23 protein-coding genes are annotated in these 22614 nt (G+C 62.0%); 20 read left to right on the forward strand and 3 right to left on the reverse strand.

Annotation, left to right across the window (positions count from 1 at the left end; genetic code table 11):
• Positions 1–13: 13 nt before the first annotated feature.
• The 5 genes from HCO70_RS19660 (at position 14) to HCO70_RS19680 (ending at position 4518) form a co-directional block, all read left to right on the forward strand.
• Positions 14–781: a DUF1365 domain-containing protein gene (locus HCO70_RS19660; protein ID WP_172299382.1), complete on the forward strand. Its 768-nt coding sequence runs from the start codon at positions 14–16 to the stop codon at positions 779–781.
• On the forward strand, positions 778–1512 hold the full coding sequence (locus HCO70_RS19665) for an SDR family oxidoreductase (RefSeq protein ID WP_172299384.1): 735 nt from the start codon (positions 778–780) through the stop codon (positions 1510–1512). The genes HCO70_RS19660 and HCO70_RS19665 overlap by 4 nt, the downstream gene beginning before the upstream one ends.
• A 331-nt stretch (positions 1513–1843) precedes the next feature.
• On the forward strand, positions 1844–2242 hold the full coding sequence (locus tag HCO70_RS19670; protein WP_216665530.1) for a TadE/TadG family type IV pilus assembly protein: 399 nt from the start codon (positions 1844–1846) through the stop codon (positions 2240–2242).
• Between the two features lie 9 nt (positions 2243–2251).
• On the forward strand, positions 2252–3568 hold the full coding sequence (locus HCO70_RS19675; RefSeq protein WP_172299388.1) for a pilus assembly protein TadG-related protein: 1317 nt from the start codon (positions 2252–2254) through the stop codon (positions 3566–3568).
• Positions 3569–3810: 242 nt separating this feature from the next.
• Positions 3811–4518 (forward strand): hypothetical protein, encoded by a 708-nt coding sequence (locus HCO70_RS19680; protein WP_216665531.1) that lies wholly within the window; start codon positions 3811–3813, stop codon positions 4516–4518.
• Here the strand turns inward: HCO70_RS19680 and HCO70_RS19685 are convergent.
• Positions 4497–4793 (reverse strand): hypothetical protein, encoded by a 297-nt coding sequence (locus tag HCO70_RS19685; protein ID WP_172299390.1) that lies wholly within the window; start codon positions 4791–4793, stop codon positions 4497–4499. The two genes, HCO70_RS19680 and HCO70_RS19685, sit on opposite strands and share 22 nt — an antisense overlap.
• Before the next feature lie 4 nt (positions 4794–4797).
• On the opposite strand from HCO70_RS19685, the gene HCO70_RS19690 reads away from it, so the two are divergent.
• From HCO70_RS19690 to HCO70_RS19755, 14 genes are all read left to right on the forward strand, one after another.
• Positions 4798–5586: a creatininase family protein gene (locus HCO70_RS19690; RefSeq protein WP_172299392.1), complete on the forward strand. Its 789-nt coding sequence runs from the start codon at positions 4798–4800 to the stop codon at positions 5584–5586.
• Positions 5583–6872, forward strand: coding sequence for an amidohydrolase family protein (locus HCO70_RS19695; protein WP_253913387.1), 1290 nt, complete (start codon positions 5583–5585; stop codon positions 6870–6872). The genes HCO70_RS19690 and HCO70_RS19695 overlap by 4 nt, the downstream gene beginning before the upstream one ends.
• Positions 6869–8254, forward strand: a complete 1386-nt coding sequence (locus HCO70_RS19700) for an FAD-binding oxidoreductase (RefSeq protein WP_172299394.1) — start codon at positions 6869–6871, stop codon at positions 8252–8254. The genes HCO70_RS19695 and HCO70_RS19700 overlap by 4 nt, the downstream gene beginning before the upstream one ends.
• A 13-nt stretch (positions 8255–8267) precedes the next feature.
• Entirely contained in the window at positions 8268–8849 is a 582-nt protein-coding gene (locus tag HCO70_RS19705; RefSeq protein WP_172299396.1) for an NAD(P)H-dependent oxidoreductase, read from the forward strand.
• A 22-nt stretch (positions 8850–8871) separates the two neighbouring features.
• The gene (locus HCO70_RS19710) at positions 8872–9642 is read left to right on the forward strand and encodes an ABC transporter ATP-binding protein (RefSeq protein WP_253913388.1); all 771 of its coding nucleotides are present in this window, start codon (positions 8872–8874) and stop codon (positions 9640–9642) included.
• A gap of 3 nt (positions 9643–9645) precedes the next feature.
• The gene (locus HCO70_RS19715; protein WP_172299398.1) at positions 9646–10512 is read left to right on the forward strand and encodes an ABC transporter permease; all 867 of its coding nucleotides are present in this window, start codon (positions 9646–9648) and stop codon (positions 10510–10512) included.
• Positions 10513–10566: 54 nt separating this feature from the next.
• On the forward strand, positions 10567–11724 hold the full coding sequence (locus tag HCO70_RS19720; protein WP_253913389.1) for a hypothetical protein: 1158 nt from the start codon (positions 10567–10569) through the stop codon (positions 11722–11724).
• An 8-nt stretch (positions 11725–11732) separates the two neighbouring features.
• Positions 11733–12593, forward strand: a complete 861-nt coding sequence (locus tag HCO70_RS19725; protein WP_172299400.1) for a bifunctional 5,10-methylenetetrahydrofolate dehydrogenase/5,10-methenyltetrahydrofolate cyclohydrolase — start codon at positions 11733–11735, stop codon at positions 12591–12593.
• Positions 12586–13368, forward strand: coding sequence for an IclR family transcriptional regulator (locus tag HCO70_RS19730; RefSeq protein ID WP_172299402.1), 783 nt, complete (start codon positions 12586–12588; stop codon positions 13366–13368). The genes HCO70_RS19725 and HCO70_RS19730 overlap by 8 nt, the downstream gene beginning before the upstream one ends.
• Positions 13365–14267, forward strand: coding sequence for a bifunctional 5,10-methylenetetrahydrofolate dehydrogenase/5,10-methenyltetrahydrofolate cyclohydrolase (locus HCO70_RS19735; RefSeq protein WP_172299404.1), 903 nt, complete (start codon positions 13365–13367; stop codon positions 14265–14267). The genes HCO70_RS19730 and HCO70_RS19735 overlap by 4 nt, the downstream gene beginning before the upstream one ends.
• Positions 14264–14878: a nuclear transport factor 2 family protein gene (locus HCO70_RS19740; protein WP_172299406.1), complete on the forward strand. Its 615-nt coding sequence runs from the start codon at positions 14264–14266 to the stop codon at positions 14876–14878. The genes HCO70_RS19735 and HCO70_RS19740 overlap by 4 nt, the downstream gene beginning before the upstream one ends.
• Before the next feature lie 678 nt (positions 14879–15556).
• On the forward strand, positions 15557–17881 hold the full coding sequence (locus tag HCO70_RS19745; RefSeq protein WP_172299408.1) for an ATP-binding protein: 2325 nt from the start codon (positions 15557–15559) through the stop codon (positions 17879–17881).
• A 129-nt stretch (positions 17882–18010) separates the two neighbouring features.
• Positions 18011–19678 (forward strand): ATP-binding protein, encoded by a 1668-nt coding sequence (locus tag HCO70_RS19750; RefSeq protein ID WP_172299410.1) that lies wholly within the window; start codon positions 18011–18013, stop codon positions 19676–19678.
• Between the two features lie 20 nt (positions 19679–19698).
• Complete coding sequence (locus HCO70_RS19755) at positions 19699–20073, forward strand: response regulator (RefSeq protein ID WP_216665532.1); 375 nt, start codon at positions 19699–19701, stop codon at positions 20071–20073.
• Positions 20074–20078: 5 nt separating this feature from the next.
• On the opposite strand, the gene HCO70_RS19760 is transcribed toward HCO70_RS19755, so the two are convergent.
• Positions 20079–20435 carry an Hpt domain-containing protein gene (locus tag HCO70_RS19760; protein ID WP_172299412.1) on the reverse strand — a complete coding sequence of 119 codons (357 nt, stop codon included), beginning with the start codon at positions 20433–20435 and terminating at the stop codon, positions 20079–20081.
• 10 nt (positions 20436–20445) lie between these two features.
• On the reverse strand, positions 20446–21426 hold the full coding sequence (locus HCO70_RS19765) for a response regulator (RefSeq protein WP_172299414.1): 981 nt from the start codon (positions 21424–21426) through the stop codon (positions 20446–20448).
• 294 nt (positions 21427–21720) lie between these two features.
• Between HCO70_RS19765 and HCO70_RS19770 the strand changes: the two genes are divergently transcribed.
• Positions 21721–22536, forward strand: coding sequence for a hypothetical protein (locus tag HCO70_RS19770; protein WP_216665533.1), 816 nt, complete (start codon positions 21721–21723; stop codon positions 22534–22536).
• Positions 22537–22614: the final 78 nt, after the last annotated feature.

Below are 22614 nucleotides of genomic sequence, written 5' to 3' on the forward strand. Positions count from 1 at the left end.
ACGTATCAGGTGCATGATCGATCACATCCAGGGCCATACCGTTCACGCCCGGCGTGGCGGGCTGAAGAACAGCTTTCGTTATGGCGTCGACTACCTGCTGCTGGATCCGGAGGCGCGGCGCCTGCCGTTCCTGCTGTCGCGCAACCGCTTTAACCTCTGGTCGGTCGAGGACCGGAATCACGGCGGCTCGCGCGGGCATGGCGCGGGTGCCGCTTGGTTTCGCGCGATGCTGGAGTTGCACGGTGCCCCGGCGGATATGAAGATCCTGCTGCTGACCCAGCCGAGTTTCCTGTGGTTCCATTTCAATCCGGTAAGCTTCTGGATTGCATTGCGGGACGACCGGCCCGCCGCCTTCGTCGCAGAGGTGAACAGCACCTTCGGCCAGCGGCATTGTTATTTCTGCGCACATCCCGGTTTCCGCCCGATTGAGCCCGGCGACCGGATCACCGCGGAAAAGCGCATGCATGTCTCGCCATTCCAGACCGTCGCCGGAACCTATAGCTTCCGGTTCTCTTTGAAGGACGATGCCGTCGACATCCGGATCTCCTATGCCAATGGCGCCGAGGGCGTGTTCGCCACACTTGCCGGCCGGCGCAGGCCCGCCACGAACCGGTCGCTGGCTTGGGCGGCGCTGCGGCGGCCGTTCGGCGGGTTGCGGGTGCTGGTGCTGATCCACTGGCAGGCGCTGATCCTGTGCCTGAAGCGGGCGCCATTTCTGAAAAAGCAAAGACCGCCCGAGACGCTGGTGTCGGACAGTTACAGGCTGGAGGCCGGGGAATGACCGTGATCGGGGGCAAGGCGTACTGGCTGATCGGCGCCAGCGAGGGGATGGGGCGCGAAGTTGCAAAACTGCTCGCCTCGGATGGCGCGGAACTGATCCTGTCGGCGCGTAATCGGGAGCGCCTGCAGGAACTGCGGGACGAGCTTGGCATGGGCCGGGTGGTGCCGTTGGATGTGACCGATGCCGACTCGATTGCTGGCGCTGTCGACGAGATCGGCTTGCCCGATGCGCTGATCTACAATGCCGGCGCCTATTATCCGATGCCGACCGATGAGTGGGACAGCGCCAAGGCGCTGACAATGTGCGACGTAAACTTCATGGGCGCGATGCGGGTGCTGGGAGAGGTCGTGCCGAAGTTCGTGGAGCGAGGTTCGGGCGAGGTCACGCTGGTGGGTTCACTGGCCGCCTATCGCGGGTTGCCCAAGTCCATCGGCTACAGTGCCAGCAAGGCCGGGATCGCCAGTCTGGCGGAAACCATGAGACGGGATCTGAAAGGGTCGGGCGTGACGGTTCGGCTGGTCAATCCGGGGTTCATCCGGACGCGGTTGACCGACAAGAACCAGTTCCGCATGCCGATGCTTATGGAGCCGGAGGACGCCGCCGAACGCGTTGTCGCGGCGTTGAAGTCGAGCCGGTTCCGTACCGATTTTCCGGCGCCGTTCTCGTGGCTAATGCGCGGCCTGCGCTGCGTGCCGGACTGGCTGTATTTTGCAGGCGGTGGGCGAGGCTGATCGGCCGGTGGCTGAGGAAGGCGATGCCTTGTGGAAATGGAAAGCAATTCGGAAATTCGGGCGCTTCAATTAAGGTGTTAATAATTTTGACGCCGATTCGTTAAGAATTTCATAAGTTTACCACTTGTATTATAGGTTAAGAAATATAGTTGCTTTGGTGGGAAATATAATTTCAATATTTTATTAACAGAACAATATTACTCAACAATTTGCCTCTCTTTTAGTGTTTGTTGTGCGTTAACGCCACCTGACCGCCACAATCTTCCCGTTGCCTGACCTTGGGGCAAAGTAACGGTTTCGGAGCGCGTAAGTGGTTGTTGCGTTTCATAAGTTGATCGGCATTCGGCCGAGGGCGCGCTTTCGTGACTCGGAAGATGGCACAATATCGGTCGAATACGCGCTTTGGGCACCGGCGATCCTTCTGACTTTCATCTTCATAGCGGACCTGGCCTTTGCGCTGACCCTGAATGCAACGATGTGGCACGGGTCGCGCGACACCGCGCGGGCGCTGTCTATACATCGAATCAACGAGGAGCAGGCGGTTCCATACCTGAAGGAACGGCTGATTGCCCCGGGCCGCGACTATGCATTCGACGTCGAAGTCGATGCACGCGCGGTCACTGTCTCGGTCTCGATCCCGTTTTCCGACGCCGGCGTGACGAACACCATCTCTCGCTACATCAAGGGCAATTTCGTCGCGCGGGTGATGATGTACCGAGAGCCGGCATAGGAGCGCGCGATGACCAGGACCTTCAGACAGGACGACAGCGGTGCGGGAACGATTACAGCGCTGTTCGGCTTCGTTCTGGTGCTGGTTCTTGGCGGTCTGGCGCTGGATGTCAGCAATGCGTGGCGCGTGCGGGAAATCCTGCAATCGACGGCCGAAGCCGCAGCGATCAGCGCCGCTATCGAGGCGACTGAACCACGGGAGGGTCATAGCCCGGCGGCGATCGCGCGCCAGGTGGCGCACAAGGGACTGGCCGCCGCGAACCTGCTTGATGCCTGGCAAACGGACAGTTTTCAACTGGGACGACATAATGAAACGACTGGCGTGTTCGTGGCCGGAGCGGCCGATCCGAATGCGGTAGAGGTGCGTTTGCGGAAGACCTCGGCGCGGAACAGCGAGTTGCCGACATTCCTGCTCATGCTCGTCGGTCACCGGTTCTGGAATGTGCAGGGCTCTGCCATCGCGAAATTTGCGACCACGCCGAAGCTGGGCTGCGACGATCCGCTCCTGTCTGTTCAGGCTCGCGCGGATGCCGGGGCGACCGACGCTTACCTGGGCGTATGCGTCTTCGCCAGCGGGACGGCGGACTATGGTGGAACGCCAGTCTGGCAAACCGACGCTGCCGACACGCTGATCGACGGCATGCTGGCCGAGGCGATTGGGCTGACCGGGGTTGAGACCGACCTGGCGTTGTTGGGCGGCGACCTGAGTGACGTGCTGGACGTTGCGGACTGGTCATCGATCGACGTGGGGCAGCAGATCATCACTGTGGCGGGCGAAGCGTCGGTTGTTCTGGATGCCGAGGATCTGAACCAGATCACGCTGACTGCCGGCGGTGCCTATCGCGTCCGTTGCGACGATTACGAGGTTGCCACGGTGCCGGCAGGCACCCGGCTGGAGAACCTGCTGCTGGTCAGTGAATGCCCGGTGAAGTTCGAGGCGGACGTGTCGGTCGAGGCGAGCCTTATCATCAGCAACCTTCTGGCTCTGATGGATGTGCTGGAGACGGAATTCGTGCAGCCGGACGCGGTGCTGCATTCACCGCCGCCCTGCCTGCCGGGCACCGGGGTGAAGGTGTTTCTTTACGCCGATGTGGACATTGCGGCGCGTGTTCCGGCGCTGGTGTCGGAAGCGTCGCCGCTGGGCCGGTACCTTGATGAAACGGTCACCGCGACCGGCGAGACGATCAGCGACCTGGAGGAGTTCGCGGGCGACCTGTTCAATGCCCTTGCAGATGAGATTTCGGAAACATTGGCAGAGCAGGATCTGTTACCTGTCTGCCTGAATGCACATACAACTCTTTCAGGAGATACAGTAGTCCTTCGTTAATATAATATGAAATTATTTGTCCTTCTCCAGAATAATGGAGGTGGTTTTCTTTTGTTGTTTTACAATAGTTTCAATAACATGCACAAAAGAACAATCTTTTTTCCTTAATTATTCCTAAATCTGAAACTTAATCTGGCTCCACTTCGTAACTATTGATGCAGTAAACAGGAGGAGCTGCTATGCGTAACTTTAGGAATGCAATGATCGTATTTGCCTCGGCAACTATGATCGCTCCGATGGCAATGGCTGCCGGTCTCGGCGTCAAGGCTGATGTCAAGATTGGCGGCATCGAGGCCAATGTGGACGCCAAGGTGGGTGGCGGACGCGGTGTCAGCGCCAGTGCAGATGCCAAGGTCGGCGGCGGTGCCAGCGCCAGCGCTGATGCCAATGTCGGCGGCGGGGACATCAGTGCCGATGCCGATGTGAGCGTCGGCGGTGGCGGAAGCGGCGGCAGCGGTGGAGGAGGATCCGGCGGTGGCGGCAACGGCGGTGGTGGCAACGGCGGCGGTGGCAACGGCGGCGGTGGCTCAGGCGGTGGCGGCAACGGTGGTTCCGGTGGTGGCGGAGGTTCCGGCGGTGGCAATGGAGGAGGCGATTCCAACAGCAACTTCGCCGACGGCAGCAACCGTTCCGACGGCAGCAACAGTTTTGGCAACGGCTCTGTTGTGCGGAACGCCGATGGCAACCGAGATACCGGGATCTCTGGAGCGCATGCATTCCTGGTTGGCATGCCGGTGCTGTCTCAGGACTACAAACTTCTCGGGATCGTCGACCGAATTCAATGGTCGGACGGCCGCAGCGCCGTGGTGCTGATCAAGGTGAACAACGGGCTTGGATTGCGGGCGCGGCGGGCGATGGTGAAACTGAACTCGTCCACCATGCATGACGATCACATCCGGATCGGCCGGACCCGGCAGAGCTTTGTCGATTACGTTGCCAGAAGGTCGTAGACCGGATTCGACCCTGTGCTGACGCGGGCGGCCGGGCAACCGGCCGCCCGTTTCGCATTGCTTCCAGTCGCTTCGGAGCGGGTTTCAAAGGGAGATGATTCTGCATTGACCGGCGTATTGCATCCTCGGGCTGCTGCGAGATTGGGCAGTTGCCCGGCAAAACGGCCGGTACGGGCGGCCCAGGCCATGCCGGATGGCGAATTTCGGTGCAAAGGCTGTTCGAGGCCTTTCAGCGTGGTATCGTATTTTCGAACACTCGCTCGATAATCGGACATACATATGCCCTTCACACCGTGGTCGGACCTTCGGACGACCGACTTCGCGTCTCTTGATCGGGAGCGCTCGGTGGCCCTGCTGCCGGTCGGTGCGACCGAGCAGCACGGGCCGCATCTGCCACTGTCCACGGATACTGTTCTGGCCGAGGAAATGGCGAAGCTGTCGGGGGCGGCGGCGGAGCGGGCCGAGGTGTTGTTGCTGCCGGCCGTGGCGGTGGCGAAATCGGACGAGCATGTCGGTTTCGCCGGGACGCTGACGCTGGACGGGCCGACGCTGCTGGCCGTTCTGGAACAGATCGGCGCGTCGGTGGCGCGTGCCGGGGTCGGGCGGTTCGTCTGCCTGAACGCCCATGGCGGCAACGTGCCAGTGCTGCAACAACTGTGCCGCAGCCTGCGCCTGAAACACGACATGCTGGCGGTGACGGCAGGGTGGATCGGCATGGGCTTTCCCGAAGGTGCGGTGCCGGAACGCGAGCGCGCCGAGGGAATACATGCGGGCCTGGTGGAGACGGCGGCGATGCTGCATTTCCGGCCCGACCTGGTGGACATGTCGAAGGCGGAGCATTTCGTGCCGACCTCCTCGGCGGTGGCCGCGCGAAACGAGGTGCTGCGGATGATGGGATCCGTCACGATGGGATGGCGCAGCGAAGATCTGCACCCGGCCGGTGCTGCAGGCGATGCGCGTGGCGCGACCGCCGAGCTGGGCGCCCGGCTGGCTACGCATTCGGCGGCGCGGTTCGGGAAACTGTTGGACGAAGTGGCCGCAATGGCGCTGCCGGAGGTGTTTGCATGAGTGACCGCAAGGTGATGTCGCACGGTGTGATTGCGGCGGACCTGGTGCTGCGGAACGCGCTGGTGCCGTCGGTGCTATGCCGCGAGATCGGTGGCGGGGCGATTGGCGAAGGTCTGGTCCTGACGGATATCGCGGTGCGGGACGGACATATCGTGGCCGCTGCGCCGAACCAGACGCTTGTGGCGGGCGAGGCGCGCGACCTTGGTGGGCGGATGGTGCTGCCCGGCTTCGTCGATATGCATGTGCACCTGGACAAGGCGTATACGGCTGCGCGGACCGGAGTGTCGCGGATCGGGCTGGCCGAGGCCGTGTCTCTGTCGATGGCAGATGCGCCGAACCGGACGCTGGAGGATCTTCTGGTCCGGATGGATCGGGCCATCCGCGCCGCGTACCGGCTGGGTACGGTGGCGATGCGCACCCATCTGGACAGTATGGCGCCACCCGATGAGAGCCCGGCTTGGGCGGCACTACGGCGGTTGCAGGAAAAATGGCAGGGCCGGATGCGGTTGCAGCCGGTGGCGCTGATGCGGATCGAGCGGGCGGTGGACCGGGATTTCGCCGACCGCTGCCGACAGATCGCGGAGCGCGGTGGATTGGCCGGCGGGTACATCTCGGGCGAAGGTTGCGATCCGGCGATGGTGGACGCGTTTCTGACGCTGGCCGCCGATGCCGGGCTGGACGTGGATTTCCATGTCGATGAGACGCTGGATGCCGGGGCGCGCGGGATCGAGACGGTGCTCGACAGTGCCGAAAAGGTGCGGTTTCCCTGGCGCGTGACCCTGAGCCATTGCTGTTCGCTGGCGGCGATGGAGCAGGGGCGTGCTCTGGCCATCGCGGAACGGATCGCGGCTGCGCAGGCGCATGTGGTCAGCCTGCCGCTGACCAATGCCTACCTGATGGACCGGATGCCCGGAGAAAGCCCGCGGCGGCGCGGGATGACCATTGTGCAGGAGCTTTCGGCACTGGGCGTGCCGGTATGTTTCGCCTCGGACAACGTGCGGGATGCATTCTACCCCTATGGCGCTTTCGACATGCTGGAGATCTTCCGGCAGGCGGTGATGACGTCACAGCTCGAGGCGGATGTGGAGCACTGGATCGCCTCGGTCGCGGCGCGGCCGTCGGAGACGATGCGGCTGGAGTCCGCCAGGACGATTGCGCCGGGGGTGCCGGCGGATCTGGTGATATTCGACGCGCGCGACTGGACCGACCTGCTGTCGCGCGCACATGAGGACCGGCAGGTGCTGCGCGCCGGGGTCGCTCTGGACGCGGAAGGAGAGGCGGCATGAACCTCGACGCGTTCAAGGCGGTATTGGACGGCGTGGCGATGGATGAACGGCCCGCGGTGGTGCGGCAGAAGAGCCGAGATTTCTATTGGTATTCGCCGGTGCTGAAGCGACAGCTCGACGGGTTTACCGGCGATCTGGTGGTGTTGCCGACCAGCGAGGCCGAGGTGGCGCGGGTGCTGGCGGCGGCCTTTGCCCATGACGTGCCGGTGACTGTGCGGGGCGGCGGCACCGGGAATTACGGGCAGGCGATGCCTTTGCAGGGCGGCGTGGTGCTGGACATGTTGCAGGTGGCCGGGATCACCGAGATCGGCGAGACGCATGTGACGGCACGGGCCGGGACGCTGATCGAAGGGATCGAGCGCACGTTGCGGTCGCAGGGCAAGGAGATCCGCCTGTTCCCCTCGACCACGGCGACGGCGACCATCGGCGGGTTCATCGCGGGCGGTTCGAGCGGCGTGGGCGCGATCCGCTGGGGCGGGCTGCGCAACCCGGCGAACATCCGGCGGGTGCGGCTGGTAACAATGGAGGCGAAGCCGCGGGTGATCGACCTGACCGGCGACGACATCCCGAAGGCGGCCCATGCCTATGGTGTGAACGGGGTGATGACCGAGGTGGAACTGCCGGTCGATCCCTGTACCGACTGGGTCGACGTGATGGTGACGGTCGACGATTTTGCCGATGCGAACCTGCTGGCGATTTCGCTAGGCGAGGATGACGGCGTGCTGCTGCGGATGCTTTCGACCTTCCAGCCGCCTATCCCGGAACTGTATTTCCAGCGTTACCGGGCCCATGCCGGAACCGGGCGTGCGGTGTTAGCACTGATGGTGGCCCGGGCGGACCTGCCCGCCTTGGAGGCGCGGGTAGCAGACTGGCCGGGGGCGGAGACCGCATTTCGGGCGGACGGCGCGGATGCGGTCACGCGCCTGCCCGCGCTGTACGAGATGGCGTGGAACCACACGACCTTGCGCGCGATGAAGGTCGATCCATCGCTGACCTACCTGCAGATGATGTTTCCGCGCGAGACCATGACGGAGACCATCGCGGCGCTGGGCGTGCGGTTCGGTGACGAGCTTATGCTGCATTTCGAATTCACGCGGTTTTCCGGAGTGGTGAGCCCGGTGTGTCTGCCGCTGGTGCGGTTCACCTCAGAGGACCGGCTGGAAGAGATCATCCGTATCCTCGAGACCGAGTATCCGGTGACCGTGTTCAACCCGCATCGTGTCACGCTGGAGGAAGGCGGCATGAAGCGAACCGATATCTCGCAGCTGGCTTTCAAGCGGCAGACCGATCCGAAGGGGTTGATGAACCCGGGCAAGATGATTGCCTGGACCGAACCCGACTGGACCCCTGCCAATGGCAGAAACTTCCTGTTTTCCGAATGAGGCCGTTCACCCGATGAAAGTACACGTCATCTATGCCCATCCGCAGGAAAACAGCCTGAACGCGCTGCTGCACAGGACCGTAGTGGAGGGGCTGACAGAAGCGGGGCACGAGGTGGATGACCTGGATCTGTATGCCGACCGTTTCGATCCGGTGCTGACGCGCGAGGACCGAGACATCTATCATGACGTGCCCGCAAACCGGGCCAAGGTCGAGCAATACATCAAGCGGCTCGAGTCCTGCGATGCGCTTGTACTGTGCCATCCCGTGTGGAATTTCGGCTGGCCGGCGATCCTAAAAGGCTATGTCGACCGGGTTTTCCTTCCCGACGTATCCTTCAAGCTGCGCGATGGCGAGATGTCGCCGGGTCTGCAAAACATCCGGAAGTTGGCGACCGTGACGACCTATGGCTCTAAACGTTGGCGGGCATGGTTTCTGGGGGACGCACCGCGTAAGAATGCGACACGGTTCCTGCGGGTGATCTGCCATCCCCGGGTCAAGGTCAGTTACCACGCGCTCTATGACATGAACAATGTGACCCGCGCGGAGACGGAGGCCTACGTGGCACGCGTGCGGCAGGCGATGCTGAAGTTTTGACGCGTAACAGGAGTCCGAGTAGATGAATGCACTTGTTGAACAGTCCGAACCGAGCGTCGAGATCGCGTTGCAGTTCGATGCCGTGTCGATGGAGTTTCCGGATGGAACCATCGCGCTGGACGAGGTGGACCTGACGGTCGAGCGGGGCGAGTTTGTTTCGGTTGTCGGGCCCTCGGGCTGCGGCAAGTCGACCCTGCTGAAACTCGCCTCGGGTCTGGAGACGCATACCGGCGGTGAGATCCACGTGGACCGGTCGCATCTGGGCTACACGTTCCAGGACGCGACGCTGATGCCGTGGCGGACGGTGCTGCCGAATGTCGAACTGCTGATGGAGCTGCGCGGGGTTCCCGCCGAGGAGCGCCGCCGCATAGCGATGGAGCAGATAGCGCTGGTGGGGCTGGAGGGCTTCGAGGACCATTACCCGAAACGGCTGTCAGGCGGAATGAAGATGCGCGCTTCGCTGGCGCGGTCGCTTGCGCTGGAACCCAACGTCTTTATGTTCGACGAGCCGTTCGGGGCGTTGGACGAGATCACCCGCGAACGGCTGAACGACGAGCTGATCGAACTGTATCTGCGCAAAGGGTTCACCGGCCTGTTCATTACCCACTCGATCCCAGAGGCGGTCTACCTGTCGAGCCGCGTTGTAGTAATGAGCCGCCGGCCCGGCCGCATCATCGCCGAGTACGACGTGCCCTTCGAATGGCCGCGTACGCCGGAGCTGCGGTACGACCCGGAATTCACTCGGCTGGCCGGAGAGATCTCGGTCGCTCTGCGCAAAGCGCTAGAAGGATAGGCGATGGCGCTGAAGACCCTGACACGAAGCGCGCGGACACAGACCTACAAGCCGGTTCCGGTCACGCCACCGCCGGGGCCGGTGAAGCGTTTCGTCTCGGCTGTGGTGCCACCGGTTATAATGGGACTGCTGCTGATCGGGCTTTATGCCTGGGTGCGATCGCAGCTGCCGCCGCACCGGCTCTTCCTGATGCCGTCGGCGCAGGGGCTGTGGGAGCAGGCCTTTTCCAAACCGGAGGTATTGCAGGAGCTGTGGGAACGAAGCCTTGTTACGATTTCCATCGCCGTATGCGGGCTGGCGGTATCGATACCGCTGGGTATGGCGATCGGCATTGTGATGTTCCGCTTCCACGTGATGGAGCGGGCGGTATTTCCCTACCTTGTGGCGCTGCAATCCATTCCGATCCTCGCGATCATCCCGCTGATCCAGAGCGCGCTGGGCTTCGGGTTCCTGCCGAAGGTCCTGATCGTGGCGCTCTTCACCTTCTTCGCGGTACCGACCACGCTGCTGCTTGGGTTGAAGAGCCAGGACCCCGGCATCCTGAACCTGTTCCGTCTGCAGGGCGCGGGATGGCGCAAGATGCTGTGGAAGGCGGGGCTGCCATCGGCCGCGCCGGCGCTGTTCGCCGGGTTCCGCATCTCGACCAGCATGGCGATCATCGGCGCGGTGACCTCGGAACTGTTCTTCCTCGCCGGCAAGGGCGGGCTCGGGCAGATGCTGATCAACGCCAAGACCGAGTTCAAGTACGAGCAGATGTATGCCGCGCTCATCGCCTCTTCGGCACTGTCGATCGGGATATTCCTGATCTTCACCTGGGTGGGCAACCTGCTGTTTTCCAGCTGGCACGAGTCGGCCAGCCGCCGGGGATGAAAGGCCCCGTTCCTCTCCTCCACGAAACGAAACACGAAACAACAGGGAACTGACATGACGAAAGGACTGAACCGCGTACTGGCCGGGACGACCGCGTTCCTGGCCGCGCATGCCGCAACTGCCGCTCCGGGCGACTTCGCCAAGGAAAACTACACCACGCCGCTGGCCGATGTGTGCCCGAGCCCGTTCTACATCCAGAAGGACTGGCTGGCGCAGGCGGAGCATGGTGGGCTGTACCAGATGATCGGTGGCGGCGGCACGATGGAGTCGGGCCGCTATACCGGGCCGCTGGGGGCAACCGGGATTGACCTGGTGATCCTGGAGGGCGGCGGTAATATTGGGCTAGGTGACGGCGAGACCGCCTATTCGGCGTTGTTCAACGGCAACTCCAAGGCCGGGGTTGTGCCGCATCTGGGGTTCCAGGAGCTGGATAACGCCTTCATTTTTTCCAAGATGTTCCCGGTGGTTGGCGTCTTCGTACCCTTGGACATAGCGCCCTCGGGGCTGATCTGGGACGAGGGAACCTATCCTGACGGCTTCCATTCGGTCGAGGACCTGAAGGCGTTCGGGGAATCCGGTGGCGGCATGATCTATGTCTCGACCATCACCCGGACCTTCGGACTGTATCTGGTGAATTCCGGCGTGCCGAAGGAGGCCTTCATCGAGGGTTATCGTGGCGACCTGGAGAATTTCGTCACACATAACGGCGAGTGGCTGAACCAGGGTTTCGTGACGACCGAGGTCTACAACCTGTCGCACGGGCTCAACTGGGAAAAGCCGGTGGATGCGGTGACGGTGAACGAACTGGGCTATCCGACGATCACCGGCATGGTCTCTGTCGCGGCGCCGCGCATGGAAGAGCTGGCGCCCTGTCTGGAAAAGATGGTGCCGATCATGCAGCAGGCGGCGGTCGATTACATGAACGACCCGGCTGAGGTGAACCAGCTGATCTATGAGTTCAACGAGGGCGGATACGGCACTAGCTGGTGGAAGACATCGATGGAGCTGAACGAATTTTCGGCAAACGCGCAGAAGGAGCGCGGGATCGTCGGGAACGGCACCAACGATACGATCGGCGACTTCGACATGGAGCGCGTCGAGGAGATGTTCGGGATCGTGAAGCCGTGGCTGGACGAGCGGTCGAACCCCGACGTGGTGCCGGACGACGTGGTGACCAACCGGTTCATAGACCCCACAATCGGTCTGGAGTGATCCGGACAATGGCGCCCGTTCTGCTGGACGGCGACGCCCTGGCTGCCAGCCTGCGCCGCGAGATGGCGCAGGAACTGGCGGCCGATGGCTTGCGCCCGCGGATGGCGACCGTGCTTGTCGGGGATGATCCGGCGAGCCGGTCGTATATCGGGCGCAAGCATTTCGATTGCGACGAGATCGGGATTGATGCCGATCTCGTCGCCTTGCCATCGGATATCGGACCGGAGCGGCTGATGGCCGAGGTGGCGTGTCTGAACGCGGATGCTTCGGTTGACGGGTTCTTCGTGCAGTTTCCGCTGCCGGACGGGTTTGGATACGACGAGTTGGCCGTGGCCGCCGCGATCGATCCGGAAAAGGATATCGACGGGCTGGCGCCGGTGAACCTGGGACGGCTGATGGCGGGGGCAGAAGGGCTGCTGCCCTGCACGCCTGCGGCGATCCTTGCGCTTTTGCGGGGCTATGACGTGCCGCTGGCGGGGCGGCACGTGGTGATCATAGGGCGCGGTCTGCTGGTGGGGCGGCCCCTGGTGATGCTGCTGTCGGCGCAAGGCGTGGATGCCACGGTGAGCCTGCTGAACAGCAGGACGCCGGATCTAGGAGCGTTTACGCGCGCCGCCGACGTGGTGATCGCGGCGGCGGGGGTCCCGGACCTTGTGACTGCAGGAATGCTGCGGCCGGGCGCGGCAGCAGTGGGTGTGGGTATCACCTATGACGATGCGGGGAACATGGTGTCGGACCTTGCAGGCGATGTCACCTCGGTCGCTGGACATGTCACGCCGCCGCACGGCTCTGTCGGGGCGCTGACGCGGGCGATGCTGCTGCGAAATCTTATCACCGCTGCGCGCAGGAGGAGAGCACGCAATGGATGACAGCCAGGCGCTGTTCAAGGACGACAAGGAAATCTCGCTGACCTTCGCAAGGGGGCTCGATCTGATCGAGGCCTTCGCCGGGGCGGAGCGGCGCCTGTCGATTTCGGAACTGTCGGCGAAGACCGGGTTCAACCGCGCGGTGACACGGCGGCTGATCCGAACGCTGGAAAAGAAGGGTTATGCCCGGTCGGACCGAGGGCAGTACGAGCTGACGCCGCACGTGCTGCGCCTGATCCGCGGGTTCATCGAGGGGCGCAGCCTTCCGCAGATCGTGAACCCGATTCTGCGGCGGCTGGCGGACCAGATCGGGGAATCGGTGTCATTCGCGATGCTTGACGAGGCCGAGGCGGTCTATGTCGCACACGCCTACCTGCCGTCGCGTTTTACGCTGAATATGGTGACGGTTGGAACGCGGGCGCCACTGCTGCCGACGGCGGTGGGGCGTGTGATTCTGGCCTACCTGCCGGAGGTAGAGCGGGCGGCGATCATTGCGCGGCTGGCGCCGACTTCGCATACGCCGCAGACCGAGACCGATGTCGGGCGGTTGGAGAAGATTTTTCTGGAGTGCCAGCGGCAGGGGTACTGTCTGTCGGTCAGCGAATATGTCGAGGGTGTCGCGTCTCTGGCAGTGCCGGTTTTCGACGGGATGCGCAGCGTGACCGGGGCGATATCCATTATCTTTCCGACCGGCGGGCAGGATCCGGCGGAGTTCGCTGACCGGATTGCGCGGCAGATGCGGCAGGCGGCAGCGGACCTGGGAGGTGCACTGCAATGAGTCGGACGGCAATCTTCACCGGGTATGAGCTTGCGGCGCGGCTGCTGGCGAGGACCCGGCGCGAGGTTGCTGAGTTGGGCCGGGCGCCGGTTGGCGTGACGCTGCACGACCCGGTGGATGTGGCGGCGGGTGCGTACCTGAGGCGGCAAATGGCGATGGCTCATAAGGTCGGTGTGAGTTTGCGGTCGGAAGAGTATGCCATTGATCCCGAGGGACAAATACGCGCCTTGGCTGCGGTTCCAGGTGTGGATGCGGTTATGGCGCTGACGCCTTTGCCTCGGGCTCTGACGCCGGTCGAGGTTGCCAGACTGATCGGGCCGGAGAAGGATGCCGACGGCCAGCACCCGTTACATGCGGGGGCGCTGCTGTTGGGCGATGGCGCGACGCGGCTGCCGCCGACGGCGCTGGCGGCGTTGCTATGTGCGCGGGAGATCCTTGGTGATCTGCGCGGTGCGGAGGTGGTGCTGGTGGGCGCGTCGCGTCTGATCGGGCGGCCATTGTCGATGCTGCTGGCAGATGCGGGGGCCACGGTGACGCTGTGCCATGCAGAGACGCGCGACCTGGCGGCGCATACCCGCTGCGCCGACCTGATCGTGACGGCGGCGGGGGTGCCGGGGCTGATCGGCCGCGACCATGTTGCTGAAGGCGGATTGGTGCTGGACCTTGCCGTCGTGGGCACCGGGGCCGGGCTGGTCGGGGACGCCGACCTGTCCGCGCTGGACGGGCACGCCGCCCTGATTTCCCACGTACCGGACGGGGTAGGCCCGGTCACCACCGCCTGTCTGATTTCCATAATCGCGGCCGCTGCCGGCTGCGCGCCCTTCTCTCCGGGCGAGGATGTTTGCCCGGGGTTCGAAGATCCTCCCAATGAAAAACGTCCAACAGGAGTCCTCCCATGAAAAAGTCTGTAATATCCCTTGTGCTTACGGCAGCGATGGTGCTGCCGGCCGCCGCCGCTGAAGTGCGCTCCGGCGTTACCTATGACGGCCCGATGGAACCTGAAGGGTCCGACCGCGCCGTGATGCAGGCGCTGATGTTCGATATCGCCACCGCCTGGGCCGCCTGCGACACCGAGGCGATGGAAGGTGCGATCACCGACGACGTGCACTTCTCCTATCCGACCAGCGTGAAGGAAGGCCGCGAAGCGGTGATGGAAGACCTGGCGCTGTTTTGTGACAACGCGACGGATACCAGCATCTATTTTCCGAAGGATGCGTTCTATATCGACGTGGACACCGGCCGCGTTGCCGCCGAGGTACAGTTCCGGACCTTCCAGCGTGGCAGCCGTCAAGTGGTGAACGACGTCTGGGTTGCGCATGTGGCGGACGGCAAGGTGAGCGTGATCAAAGAGTATCTCGACGGCCGGGTGAAGGACCTTCAGGCGCTGGGCGTGCTCACGCTTGAGGAGAGTCCGGAGGTGCTGACGCCATGGCCGCCGCGGACCGAAGAATGGGCCGAGTGCTTCCCAATCGTGAAGGCCGCGCCGATCAACGAGTGCCCGTCGAACTGATACCGGGCCGGCGTGGCGGCAGGTCTGCCGCTGCGCCGCAGTTCCAATGCGCAGGTGGCAGTGCGCAGCGATTGTCGCTGTGGGCTGAACGGGCCGGGAAAAATGGCGAAATCGTTGCGCATTTTTCGCCCTGCGTTGTTCCGGCTGGTTCCGGGCTATCGTGAGGTGGCCCGAACGGTTGAGGTGCGGATTGGCAAGCCCGCTTGTCGTTAAGGCGTTAACTAAATCCTTGTTTGCAAAGGGCTGCGACTAACCGGACCCCCACCGTGACGTCGGGCATGATCCGCAAGTTCTGTTCGGGAAAATTCACAATCCTCGGTTGCCCCAACGTAAATTTTCCCGAAACCGAAACGACCTTCCCAAAACGTCAGGTCGACAGCGCCCGTGCTGTGGCGCGCAATGTATGCGGGTGTGCGACGTTCCGTTTCGATTCGGAGATTTACCAAGTCGCATGAATTACTTGCGCCGCTTCCTCGGGGGAACGGCCAAACACGGTCTGTAGACATGAACTTGAAGACTGCGTTCAGGGGTGGGGGCAGTAACGACGGCAATCGGCGCTTTCCTGGTTTTGCCGAACAGGTGAACTATGTAGCTTCTGGTTGTAATAGAGTGTTTGGCGCGGTCTTTTTGAAAGACCGCGGAGTGCCAAGACAAGATGCGGAACTGGAAAGGAAAAGGATGGCGTTTCTGACCGGACGGAAAGCTCCGATCAGGACCATCCGCGGCCGCATCATATTTCTGGCCTGTGGTCTGACACTGGTCACGACCTATTGGCTGGGCACCTTGATCTACGACAGGACCGAAGCGATCGCGCTGGATTCGACGATCGAGGCGCTGCGCGGCGAGGCGCGGCTGGTGACAGAGCGCGCGACCAAATCGCTGGACCGCGTTTTGAATGATGTGGTCATGCTGAGCCTGCTGCCGGCTGTAGAGGGGATTGCCCGGGCCGAGCGCAGCAACGGCATTGATCCTGCCGACGGCTCTTCGCTGGTCGAGTGGAAGGGACGCATGCAGTCGATCTTTGCGTCGCTACTGGCCAACAGGGACGCCTATTTCCAGATCCGGTTTATCGACGCTTCGGCCGATGGCCGGGAGATCGTGCGCGTGGAACGGCGGGCCGGCGGCGTTGCGGTTGTTCGAGAAACGGAGCTCTCGGGCCATGTGCCGGATGCGTTCTTCCGGCCCGCGCGCGACCTGGAGGAAGGGCAAACCTACCTTTCTCGCGTCACCCTGCAGCATGAATTCGGGGTGCCCAATCCGAAGCGGATTCCGATCGTGAACGCCGTGCAGCCGGTTTTTTACGAGGGTACGTTGCTGGGCATGGTGGTTATCGGCGCGGAGTACGAAGACCTGCTGGCCCGCCCGGTCCTGGCGCCGCATGTCGAACACGACATTCTGGTCTTCAACAATGTCAGAGATGCTTTCGGGCTGCGTGTGGGACAATCCGGGATCGCCTTTCAATCCGGTACTCCGGAACAGGTGCTGGCGGGGTATACCGAGGCGAAGTCCTCTGCGCCGGGGTTCCAGGAGTTTTACCGGGTTGGCGACGATACGATCAGCTACGCTGTCGAGGCTCCGGTCGACGTAGCCGGCCCGTTCGGATCGCTGTTGCTGATCTTGTCCGAGGACTCGGCATCGGTTCTTGGCCCGGTTTATGCGCTGCGGAAAGAGACGCTTGTCCGGGCCGGGCTGATCCTGCTGGTCGCGCTTGTGCTTGGGGTACTGGCAGCCCGCCGGATCGCGCGGCCGTTGGACCAGTTGGCAGATCACGTGACCAGGTTGTCCGATTTCGGCGAACTCGATGCGCTGCCGGTCGATGCGTCGGGCGAAGTCGGTCAGATTGCGCGGTCTTACAAGAGCCTGGCGGAGAACCTGCGGACCTCTCAGAGCCGGGCGGAGGTGGTGCTGGACAACATCGCCGACGGTGTCATCTCGGTCACGACCGACGGGAAGATCCTTGGCGCAAATCCGGCGGCGGCTGAGATCTTTGGCCGGAGCCGCAGCGAACTGGAGTCGATTTCGTTGGCCGATGTTCTGCCGGATATCGTGCTGGACGAGGCGGGGCTTCCGGAGGGGGAATTGCGCAGCCTTGGCCGCGATGTCTATGCCATGCGGACTCGGTGGCAGGCAGCGGGTGGGGCGCTCGAGGATATCGAACTGACCATCGGCAAGCTGCAGGGCGAGCCGTGCGGCAGCCATCGGATCTGGGTGATCCGGAACATCACTGAAGCGGTGCGGATCGAAAGGGCCAAGGAAGAATTCGTGTCGACTGTAAGCCACGAATTGCGGACGCCGCTATCGGTCGTCGTCGGGGCTCTTGGCCTGCTTCATCACACGGCCGGGCGGCAGAAGCTGGATGAAAAAGAGCGGAAGCTGCTGGAATCCGCATCGCGCAACGCGGATCGGTTGTCGCTGTTGATCAATGACGTACTGGATTTCGAGAAGCTGTCTGCCGGGCAGATGGAGTTCGATTTCGATGAAGTCGAGGTTCGGGAGCTGGTGCGCGATGTCGTCAGCCAGCATCAGAGCCTAGCTGAAGAAAAGTCGCTTACGCTCAAACTGGATCTGGATCCGGAACCGGTGGTGTGCCGAATTGATCGTGCGCGCATGACACAGGCCCTGGTGAACCTACTTTCCAATGCGATAAAGTTCTCTCCGCAGAACGAGGCGATCCAATTCCAGGTGCATCGCGACGGCGATGGGCAAGTCCGTATCTCGGTTCGCGATCATGGCCCGGGAATTTCCGAGAGTTTTCGCAAGCGGATCTTTCAGCGGTTCGCTCGTGCCGAGCGCAACGGGAAACCGGGGACGGGTCTGGGGCTGGCGATCACGAAGTCCATCGTCGAGGCGCATGACGGTGACGTTGGATTCGAGACTGAACTTGGAAAAGGCACCGTCTTTCACATTACGCTGCCACTCTATCAGCCGGCGGATGATTGCCCGGCCAGATCCGACGACTTTGGCCCGGGAGACACCGTGGCCGGAGTGCATGGGACGGTGTAACCCGGCTGCCGCAGTTCGCGCCGAAAATGTGACTACTTTTTACGACAAATTGCCTTGGTGGGACCACCAAATTGCCCGGACGCCATGGGAAAGACGGAGGCGAATTAAGAATACCGAGTAATCAGGCCCATGAGTCAGAAGCATTCTCATCCTCTCGTTTCGGCTTGTCCCATTGGAATTGCATTTGCCATCGGCCTGCTGGCCGCAGGTTACGGTGCCGCCGATCCGGACAACCGCCTGGACCTTTTGTTTCTTGCCGCGGCCGGAATGGCGCTGGTCGCCCTGACCTCTATGTTGATCGAGGGTAAACGGAAATGGCGCCTGTCGCAGGAGCGGAACGCTCAGCTTGAACATGAGCGCGTCGCTCTGAACGATCATTGCATCGTGACCCTGACAGATGAGCATCACCGGATTACCTATGCAAACGAAAAGCTTTGCAAGCTGACCGGTTACACCCGCGACGAGCTTTACGGCGCACGACCTATGCTGCTGTATCCGGAAAGCGGCGCTGGTCGTTTCCAGACGATCCGGGAGACTTTGGATGCCGGGAAGTCCTGGGTTGGCGAAACGCCGATGCGATGCCGTGACGGATCAGTCATGTGGACCCACGCGACGATCATTCCTCGGCTCGGACCGAATGGCCAGCTTCTGGGTGCCATATCAGTTCGAACCGACCTGACAGATTCCAAGGTCGGTACCAGCGAGCGGGAGATGTCCGCGGCTCTGAACCAGATCCCGGATATCGTCTATGTCTTCGACTCGCAGACCTATCAGCTTGTCTACATGAACGATCCGGCGCTGCGGCATCTTGGCTGGCACCGGGCAGGCTATCTGTCGCGATCACTGTTCGACGCCAAGCCGTATTTCGAACGCGATGCTTTCGAGACGCTGATCCGTCCGCTGCGGGACGGCATCGCGCGGCGTGTAGAGTACGAGGTCGATATGGACGGGGTGCCGCACGATGCGACGATCCATCTGGTCGCCCCGGAGAACGGACCCGAGCGGCTGGTCCTGATCATGCGCGACGCGCGGGAGCGGCGTGATGTGGAGCGGGCGAAGGATGAGTTCATCTCGACAGTCAGCCACGAACTGCGGTCACCACTGACTTCGATCAAGGGGGCCATGGGGCTGCTTCTGTCCGGCGCGGCCGGCGAAATGCCCGAAAAGGCGCGGGGGATGGTGAAAATCGCTCAGCGCAACGCGGACCGGCTGGTCCTTATCGTAAATGACATCCTGGACTTGGAAAAGATCGCGGCCGGGCGAATGGAGTTCGACCGGAGCCCCGAGAGCCTGGGCGCGCTGATCAACGAGGCGGTTTCGGTGAACGCCGCGGGTGCGGAACGCTTCGACGTGAGGTTCGAGGTGCGAGGTTGCGATCAGGCGGCCTTTGCCCGGCTCGACCAGGCACGAATGATGCAGGTGATGACGAACCTGCTGAGCAATGCGGCCAAGTTTTCCAATCCGGGCGGCAAGGTGCTTGTTACCCTGAAAACGACTCCGACGGGGCACGAGGTTTCGGTGCAGGACTTTGGTGTCGGTATTCCGGCGGAGTCTCTGGCCACCATCTTCGACCGCTTCTCGCAGGCCGATAACCTGTCCGACCGCACCGGGCGAGGCACCGGTCTTGGCCTGAGCATCGTCAAGGCGATCGTCGAGGCACATGACGGAACCGTCCGTGTTGCGAGCCACCTTGGAAAGGGCACGGTGTTTACCGTGACGCTGCCGAAATTGCCCGTCATGCCGGCCAAACCCACTGGAAGCGATGCTTTTGCTGGTGTAACTAGCAGCTTTAGCTGATTTACGAAATTGGGTGTGGTTTGCGGATACTTCATGTTGAAGACGATCCCGATGTGCTGGAGATCGCCGCTCTAGCGTTTGAGTTCGCCGGTGAGGTGGAGTTGCGCCAATGCGCGTCCGGTCAGGATGCTGTTGACGTCCTGAAAGGGGAAGGGTTCGATGTCGTTCTGCTGGACGTGATGATGAACGGCATGGACGGACCGTCGACCCTTAGAGAGCTTCGCCAGACCAAGTATGGTGCCGAGTTGCCGGCGATTTTTATGACCGGTCGGGCCCGTGAAGCGGAAATCCAGGAGTTGCTGGGAGAGGGTGCTGTCGGCGTCATCACGAAGCCGTTCGATCCGGTGACGCTGGTCGACGAGATCAAATCGATCCTGGCGAGCCCGGCAAACTAGCCGGATTAGGCGGCGCCGGTCTCTGTATCGGGTAAGGAGTTATAGACTTGGTCGATCAGCTTCAGCACGCGCTGCAGCTTTTCGTGTAGTTCGGCAAAATTGATCTGAGCTCCGTCGGCATAGGCGACGATCAGGTCCTCTGCCTGGCGCGACATGTCACCGAGATTGCTGAACCCGAGCGTGCCAGCGGTACCGGCAATGCGATGGAGGTTGATCTTGGCGGCGTTCATTGATGGGAAGCGGTAGGCGTCCGGGTCGTCTTCGAGTTCCTGTCTCAGAGAATCGATCACGGCGGCCCGCTCTGGCAGGCACGCCGCGAAACGTTTTCTAACAACCGACAGTCCAGCCTGCAGCGTATTCATCTTTGGCTACCTATGCGGACCGTTTCGACAGGACCGCTCCCAGAGGGCTTTGTTCCATTTCACGGCAAACGGCTTCGACGCTGTCCTGAGCCTGGCTCAGGGCGTTAACCGCCTGTTCGCCGCTTTTCGACAGCAGGCGGATCGGCCGGCCGGCGCAGACGACGAGGTTCATTTCTTCACCGTCGCCGAAATGCAGGTCCATCAGCTTCAGGCACTTATGTACCGAGTCAATGAAGCTATCGAGGTTCGGGCGCCAGCCATCTTCCACCACGCAGGCGAAGGTGCCATAGCCGCAGTAGGAGATCAGCGCCTGGTGGTCCGACAGGCTGTCCGAGATCGCCTCGGCCGTGTCGGTGATCATGCAGACGAAATCGAATGCCTCGGCCTTCTGGTGTAGGCGCTCGACGCCGGCGATCTTGACCGCGAACACCGTCGAGCCGAACAGGGAACGTCGCGACAGCTGGGCCAGATAATTTTCCAGCGCGTGGTATTCGACCACGCCGGGAATGTCGTCGATTTCGACCGGCGCATGCAGTTCATAATGCTCCTGCGACTCGCGGATCTTGCGGGTCGTCTTGGCGGCGAACAGCTTGTCGTTGCGCTTGCGGTTCTCGTTGACCAGCTTTTCCACCATGCGCATGCGGGTGCGAAGTTCGCCAAGTTCGAACGGCTTGGTCAGGTAGTCGCTGGCGCCGGCGGAGAAGGCATCGTCGATGAAGCGCTTCTCGTGCTTGCGGGTGATCATCAGGATCGGGCTGTGCCGGTAGACCGCGATCGAGCGCAGGATCTCGCAGAGTTCGACCCCGTTCATCCCGGGCATCTCAATATCCAGTAGGAAGCAGTCGAACGGAGCGGCTCCGCGCTGGGCTATCTTATCCAAGGCATCCGCCGCGGAGTCTGACTTAACCAGAACGTGTCCACCGATCTGACCGATCAGGACCTCGAGAAGGTCCAGACTAATGGGGTCGTCATCTACTGCCAGAATACGCACTGCCTGCTACCTTCGTCGTCTGTACCGCGCTGTTGGCCATTATAGATCGTTCCATGGCCGGCGGATGGTTGCCGTTTGCTTGTTATAAATTCACCAAAAATGTAGGCTAAAAAGTGGCTAAGGTTAATTTTTTTATTGCTGCTTTCGGGACCGGTTCGCCCTGTTTCATGAAGCACAAATACAACTATAGCGCGTGCTGCAGATGCGAACGGAGGGTACTATCTGCAATTGAATTAACGTTATGTTTACCGCTTATTGCGCGAGAAACCGAATCATATGCGGCAAGCGGGGACAATGCGCGAAGGTGTCATCTATGTGGCTCAGGGCCCGGACTATCTGGATCTGGCGATTCAGTCTGCCGGCTCGTTGAAACGTCACAATCCCGAGATTGCCGCGGAGGTGTTTACGGACCAGCCCTGCGATTCCCCCTGTTTTGACCGGGTGCTTCCGATCCCGGATGGGCCGACTCCGAAACTCGCCTGCCTGCCGGAAAGCCGGTTCCAGCGCACTCTGTATCTTGACTGCGATACGGTTATTCTTGCGCCTCTCGGCGACCTCTTCGACATACTGGAAAGGTTCCCATTGGCGGTGGCGCACGATGTGCGGCGGACGTCCAACCTGATCCGGGAGGGAGGCGACCATGACACTCCCTATGCTTTCCCTCAGTTGAACGGCGGTGTGATCCTTTACCGAGACTCTGCCGAAGTTCGGAGTTTTCTGCTGAATTGGCAGGTACAGTACCGCAAACTGGCCCGCAAACGCGATCAGGTCTCGTTGCGCGATCTGCTGTGGTCCAGTGACTTGCGGTTTTATGTTCTGCCGCCAGAGTTCAACCTGCGCCGGGTGACCATGCTGGATGCATGGGAACCGCTGGACGTTCGCCCGACAATCATGCACTCGCATCGGCTGCTGCAACATATGCGTATGGGCGACGTGCGGTTGAGCACGTTGGCCGAGGTGCTGCCTGCGGAACGTATCGCGCTGGCGGAGGAGTGGGACGCAGTGCTGGGACCGCTAGCAGCGCCCGGCGAGACAGCTGATCCGACGGAACGCTTCAGCATCGCGGAGGCTGGCGAGCGTAGCCCGGCGCAGGGCCCGTCCGACGAGTAACTGCTACTGCTGGAAATAGGGTGGCAGGCGCCTTATCTGGGGGTGGGAACTTGTTCAATATCAATATTATGTAGAAAT

It is taken from the genome of Pseudoruegeria sp. HB172150 (assembly GCF_013184805.1).
GTDB lineage: Bacteria > Pseudomonadota > Alphaproteobacteria > Rhodobacterales > Rhodobacteraceae > Psychromarinibacter.